Consider the following 338-nt stretch of genomic DNA (forward strand, 5'->3'; position numbering starts at 1 on the left):
AGCGGTCCTTCGCCTGGGCGACGCGCTGTCGGCGCCTGGTCAAGGATTACGAACGTTATGCCAGCACGCTGGCAGGACTTCATATGGTCGCCTTCGTCTGTCTCATGCTGAAACAGGCAGAACGACTGATGACAGGTTCATAACACACTCTAGCCTGTTGTTGGTCACATTTTCTTGACGCGAGCCGGTCTCCACCTCGCTTGAAAATGCTCTAGCAGGCTGCTGCAGAAGTCGCTGGCAGGCTTGTCGCGGAGATGATTCACTCTGTTAGAGGCAGGGGTGGGATCAGGCGATGCGCGGGCGCGGAGATCGGTCGGAGAACCTGTTCAGCTACGTCC

General features: G+C 57.7%; 1 pseudogene. It reads left to right on the top strand.

Features of this window, described 5'->3' with window-relative positions:
* Nucleotides 1-143: pseudogene (locus tag FV234_RS25980) on the top strand (IS5/IS1182 family transposase); the annotation flags it as partial.
* Nucleotides 144-338 lie beyond the last annotated feature (195 nt).

Origin of the sequence: Methylobacterium sp. WL8, from assembly GCF_008040045.1 — a bacterium.
GTDB lineage: Bacteria > Pseudomonadota > Alphaproteobacteria > Rhizobiales > Beijerinckiaceae > Methylobacterium > Methylobacterium cerastii.